A 4,894-nucleotide genomic window follows, 5' to 3' on the forward strand; every position below is an offset into this window, starting at 1 on the left:
CTGCCGCTCGATCCGGGCGACCAGCTGCTCGCTGCTCAAGGAGACCGATGTATCGGGAAGCTCTTCGTCACGCTTGACGCCGAAGCGCTCGTGGAACCATTCGAGATCGCGATCGAAGGTCTGGTGCGCCGACGCAAAGGCCGAAGACTTGCGCAGCGTGCCCATCAACAGCAGCACGGCGGCCGCCCAGAGCCCGGTCCAGACCAAGGCCAGCACCCAGGCTGCCGTGGTCCGGTGCGGCGTGTCCCAGAAATGGACCACGATCGCCACCGACAGCAGCGCGATGACGACGGTGGTCAGGCCGACCACCGCGACCCCCAGGCCGAGCATCAGCCGCAGGCGCTTCATCTCCTCGTCCCAGGCCAGCCTCAGGAGTTGGGCACGATCCTCGGCGGCCAGCGCGCCTTCGCCGGCCAGGATGCGCAGGCGGCGCAGGCGGGACTTGAGGCCGAACAGGTCGGCGAAGCTCATCGCGTCAGCTCCGCCCCGCCTTGGCGCCTGAAATCAGCGGCGCCCAAGCAGCAGGCCCACCAGCACACCCACGGCCAGCGCAGCGCCGGCGATCTGCCACGGCTCGTCGTGCGCATAGGCATTGGCCGTGTTGGCCGCTTCGCGGGCCTTCTGGGCTGCAATTCGGCTCTTCTCGGCCGCGAGTTCACGCGCGATCGCCAGCTTGCTGTCGATACGCTGGCGCAGCGCCTTGATTTGCGGCACGGAATCGAGGTCCTTGCTGGCGAGCACGCCACGGACATCGCTCGCAATGTCTTCGGCCACGGCATTGGCTGCCGCTTCGAGGTTGGTGGAAGAAGTCATCGAAAAAGGTCCTCCTCAGTCAAGCCGGCACTGCGCCGGCGACACAGCGCCGACAAATGGCGCGCCGTTCCATGGTACATGCCCGCGCGGCTCTACGACAGCAGATCCCTCACGTGCCGGGCGATCGCGAGGCTGCTGGTCAGCCCCGGCGACTCAATTCCGAACAGATTCACCAGGCCCAGCACGCCGTGCGCCTCGGGCCCCTCGATCATGAAGTCGGCTGCGGCCTCGCCGGGGCCCGAGATCTTGGGCCGGATGCCGGCATAGCCCGGCACCAGCGCGCCGTCCGGCAATGCGGGCCAGTACTTGCGGACCTCGGCGTAGAAGCCGTCGCCCCGCGCCGGGTCGACGACCAGCTCATTGGGCGACGCGACCCACTGCACGTCGGGACCGAACTTGGCCTGGCCGCCGAGATCAAGCGTCAGGTGCACGCCCAGGCCCGCGGCTTCGGGCACGGGATAGATCAGGCGACTGAAGGGCGCGCGGCCGGCGAGCGTGAAGTAGCTGCCCTTGGCATACCAGGCCCCTGGCACCGAGTCGGCGGGCWGGCCTTCGAAGCGACGGGCCAGCAGGGGCGCGGCGAGGCCGGCCGCGTTGACGACGCTCTTGCAGCGCAGGGCCGTCCCGTCCGCGGACTTCAGCACGATGCCGCTCGCCCCGCATTCGGCCCCGACGACCGCGGATTTCAGCGCGACTACGCCGCCGGCATTCTCGAGGTCACCCTGCAGGCTCAGCATCAGCGCATGGCTGTCCACGATGCCGGTGCTTGGCGAATGCAGCGCGGCCAGGCATTCGAGTTGCGCCTCGATGGCCTGGGCCTGGGCCCGGGTGAGCGGCGCCAGGTCGTCCACGCCATTGGCCCGGGCCTTGGCCGCGATCACATCGAGCTGACCGACCTGCGCCTCGCTGGTGGCGACGATCAGCTTGCCGCAGCGACGGTGCGGCAGCCCGCGCTGCGCCGCGTACGCATAGAGAAGCTGCTTGCCCTCGACGCACAGCCGCGCCTTGAGAGAGCCTTGGGGGTAGTAGATGCCCGCATGGATGACCTCGCTGTTGCGCGAACTGGTCCCGGTGCCGATCGCGCCCTCGGACTCCAGCACGATGACCTCGCGGCCTTTCAGCGCCAGCGCACGCGCGACGGCCAGCCCCACCACACCGGCGCCGATGACGGCGCAATCGAATTCGTCCATTGCGCTAGCTTAGCGCCACGACGCCCGGCCCGGGACGCACTTCGGCAAGGGCCGAATGCGGCACGACAAGGAAAGGAAGTGAATGGTGGGCGGTGGAGGCTTCGAACCTCCGACCCCAGCAGTGTGAATGCTGTGCTCTACCCCTGAGCTAACCGCCCTCGGCGCGCGACGCCCGAGTGAACCTCGAGCGGCTTGCCATCTGGATGTTCGCACCGTGTGGCGCGAAGCCTCAGATTATGCCACAGCTTTTTCGACGGTCAGGCGAAAAAGAGTCCGGCCGTTGCTCGACTTGTCGAGCTGCGCCAGCACTTCCTCGTGCGCGGCGAGTTCATGCTCGGTCGCGACCAGCACCGGCAGCTCAAAGGCGCTCAAGTCGATCGACACAACCGTGCCGTGCGCGGGCTCGTTCGACGCGATGTCGATCAAGAGCGCATCCTGCCCGCGCGTGAGGTTGATGTAGACGTCCGCCAGCAGCTGCGCGTCGAGCTTKGCGCCGTGGAAGGTGCGGTTCGAGCGATCGACACCGAAGCGGTCGCACAGCGCATCGAGCGAGTTGCGCTTGCCCGGATAGACCGCCTTGGCCATCGCGAGCGTGTCGGTCACCTCGCCGACGAAGCTCGCGAGCGGCGGCAGGCCGGCGAGTTCGAATTCCTTGTTGAGGAAGCCGACGTCGAAGGCCGCGTTGTGGATGATCAGCTCGGCGTCGCGGAGGTAGTCGACGATGTCCTTCGCGAGGGTCGCAAACTTCGGCTTGTCACGCAGGAAATCGATGGACAGCCCGTGCACCTTGAGCGCATCCTCGTGACTCTCACGCTCGGGGTTGAAGTAGATGTGTAGGTCGTTGCCGGTGAGCTTGCGATTGAACAGCTCGACGCATCCCAGCTCGATGATGCGGTCGCCGTTCTCCGCCGACAGGCCCRTGGTCTCGGTGTCGAGGACGATCAGTCGGCTCATCAGTGCTTCTCTTTGGCGTGGTTGATCGAGTACTTCGGAATCTCGACTGTCAGGTCGGCCTGCGTGAGGATCGCCTGGCAGCTCAGCCGCGACTGCGGCTCGAGGCCCCAGGCCCGATCGAGCAGGTCTTCCTCGCCCTCCTCCGCCTCGTTGAGCGACTCGAGGCCCTTGCGCACGATGACGTGGCAGGTGGTGCAGGCGCAGCTCATCTCGCAGGCATGCTCGATGTTGATGTGATTCTCGAGCATGGCCTCGCAGACCGAGGTGCCGGCTGCGGCCGTGATCTCGGCGCCTTGCGGGCAGTACTCGGGATGGGGAAGGATCTTGATCGTGGGCATGTTCTAGAGAGATTCGATCTGCCGGCCCGCGAGTGCGCGCGCGATGCCCGCATTCATCCGCGCAGCCGCGAAGGCTTCGGTGCCGTCCGCCAGCGCCTTGGTGGCGGCTTCGACGACGGCGGCATCCTCGGAAGGGCGCGCAATGCGCAGCGCGGCCATCAGTTGCTCGATGACGGAGTGCTCCTCGGCCGACAGCAGCGATGCATCGGCATCCAGCGCGCTCTGCGTCGCCATCAGCATGCGGTCGGCATCGACCCGCGCCTCGACCAGTGCGCGCGCCTTCATGTCCTGCTGCGCGGTCGAGAAGCTTTCCTGCAGCATGGTCGCGATCTGTTCGTCGGAGAGCCCGTACGACGGCTTGACCGTGACGCTCGCCTCCACGCCGCTGCCTTGCTCCTTGGCGCTCACGCTGAGCAGGCCGTCGGCATCGACGGTGAAGGTGACGCGGATGCGGGCAGCACCTGCCGCCATCGGCGGGATCCCGCGCAGCTCGAAGCGCGCCAGGCTGCGGCAGTCGGCGACCAGGTCGCGCTCGCCCTGCACCACGTGCAGCGCCAGCGCCGTCTGGCCGTCCTTGTAGGTGGTGAAGTCCTGGGCCATCGCAGTCGGGATGGTCTGGTTGCGCGGCACGATCCGCTCGACCAGGCCGCCCATCGTCTCGATGCCCAGCGACAACGGAATCACGTCGAGCAGCAGCAGGTCGTCGGCGCCGCCGTTGCCGGCCAGCTGGTTAGCCTGGATCGCGGCGCCGAGCGCCACCACCTGGTCCGGATCGAGATTGGTGAGCGGCTCGCGGCCCAGGCATTCGGCCACCGCATGGCGGATCTGCGGCATGCGGGTGGCACCGCCGACCAACACGATGCCCTGCAGTTCGCCCGGAGCCAGCTTGGCGTCGCGCAGCACGCGCCGCACGGCCGTGATGGTGCGCGCAGTCAGCGCGGCCGTGGCGACCTCGAACTGCTCGCGTCGGACCTCGAGGCGAAGCGCCTCGCCCGACAGGCTGGCACTGAAGCTGGCCGATTCGGCTTCCGACAGCGCCTCCTTGGTCGCCCGGGCAGCCACGAGCAGCGCCGATCGGTCGGCGTCGCTGTGCGCCTTGAGCCCGCGCTGGGCGAGCACGAACTCGACCAGCGCATGGTCGTAGTCATCACCGCCCAGTGCCGAATCGCCACCGGTCGCGATGACTTCGAAAACACCCTGCGTCAGCCGCAGGATCGAGATGTCGAAGGTGCCGCCGCCGAGGTCGTAGACCGCGTAGACGCCCTCGCTGCCATTGTCCAGTCCGTAGGCGATCGCGGCCGCGGTCGGCTCGCTGATGAGACGCAGCACATGGAGCCCGGCCAGTTGCGCCGCATCCTTTGTGGCCTGCCGCTGGCCTTCGTCGAAATAGGCCGGGACGGTGATCACGACGCCATGGAGTTCGTCGTCGAAAGTGTCTTCGGCCCGGTAGCGCAGGGTCGCCAGGATCTCGGCGCTGACCTCGATCGGCGACTTCTCGCCGGCCGCGGTCTGCACCTTGACCATGCCGTCGTCGCCCGTCAGGTGGTACGCCATYGCATCGCGATTGACAATGTCCGACAGGCCGCGGCCCATCAGCCG

General features: G+C 67.6%; 6 protein-coding genes and 1 tRNA gene. All 7 read right to left on the reverse strand.

Annotated elements, in window-relative coordinates; translation table 11 throughout:
* Positions 1-471: phage holin family protein (locus tag AC1DY5_RS42075; RefSeq protein ID WP_478120362.1), on the reverse strand; the 471-nt coding region annotated here is incomplete at its 3' end.
* 33 nt (positions 472-504) lie between these two features.
* Positions 505-813 (reverse strand): glycine zipper domain-containing protein, encoded by a 309-nt coding sequence (locus AC1DY5_RS42080; RefSeq protein WP_478120363.1) that lies wholly within the window; start codon positions 811-813, stop codon positions 505-507.
* Between the two features lie 92 nt (positions 814-905).
* A complete protein-coding gene (locus AC1DY5_RS42085) occupies positions 906-2,003 on the reverse strand; it encodes an NAD(P)/FAD-dependent oxidoreductase (protein WP_478120364.1) in 1,098 nt (365 codons plus the stop codon).
* An 83-nt stretch (positions 2,004-2,086) separates the two neighbouring features.
* A tRNA-Val gene (locus AC1DY5_RS42090) sits at positions 2,087-2,161 on the reverse strand.
* 76 nt (positions 2,162-2,237) lie between these two features.
* On the reverse strand, positions 2,238-2,957 hold the full coding sequence (gene dnaQ, locus AC1DY5_RS42095; protein ID WP_478120365.1) for a DNA polymerase III subunit epsilon: 720 nt from the start codon (positions 2,955-2,957) through the stop codon (positions 2,238-2,240).
* Positions 2,957-3,295 (reverse strand): ISC system 2Fe-2S type ferredoxin, encoded by a 339-nt coding sequence (gene fdx / locus AC1DY5_RS42100; protein ID WP_478120366.1) that lies wholly within the window; start codon positions 3,293-3,295, stop codon positions 2,957-2,959. Before fdx ends, dnaQ begins: the two co-directional genes overlap by 1 nt.
* 3 nt (positions 3,296-3,298) lie before the next feature.
* Positions 3,299-4,894, reverse strand: a 1,596-nt coding sequence (hscA, locus tag AC1DY5_RS42105; RefSeq protein ID WP_478120367.1) for a Fe-S protein assembly chaperone HscA, incomplete at its 5' end; no start/stop codon positions are given.

The organism is Variovorax sp. P4_D9, from assembly GCF_056401695.1.

Bases quoted from the DNA above. Each gene is read 5' to 3' on its own strand.
- fdx (WP_478120366.1), bottom strand. From the start codon at position 3,295: ATGCCCACGATCAAGATCCTTCCCCATCCCGAGTACTGCCCGCAAGGC.
- AC1DY5_RS42080 (WP_478120363.1), bottom strand. From the start codon at position 813: ATGACTTCTTCCACCAACCTCGAAGCGGCAGCCAATGCCGTGGCCGAA.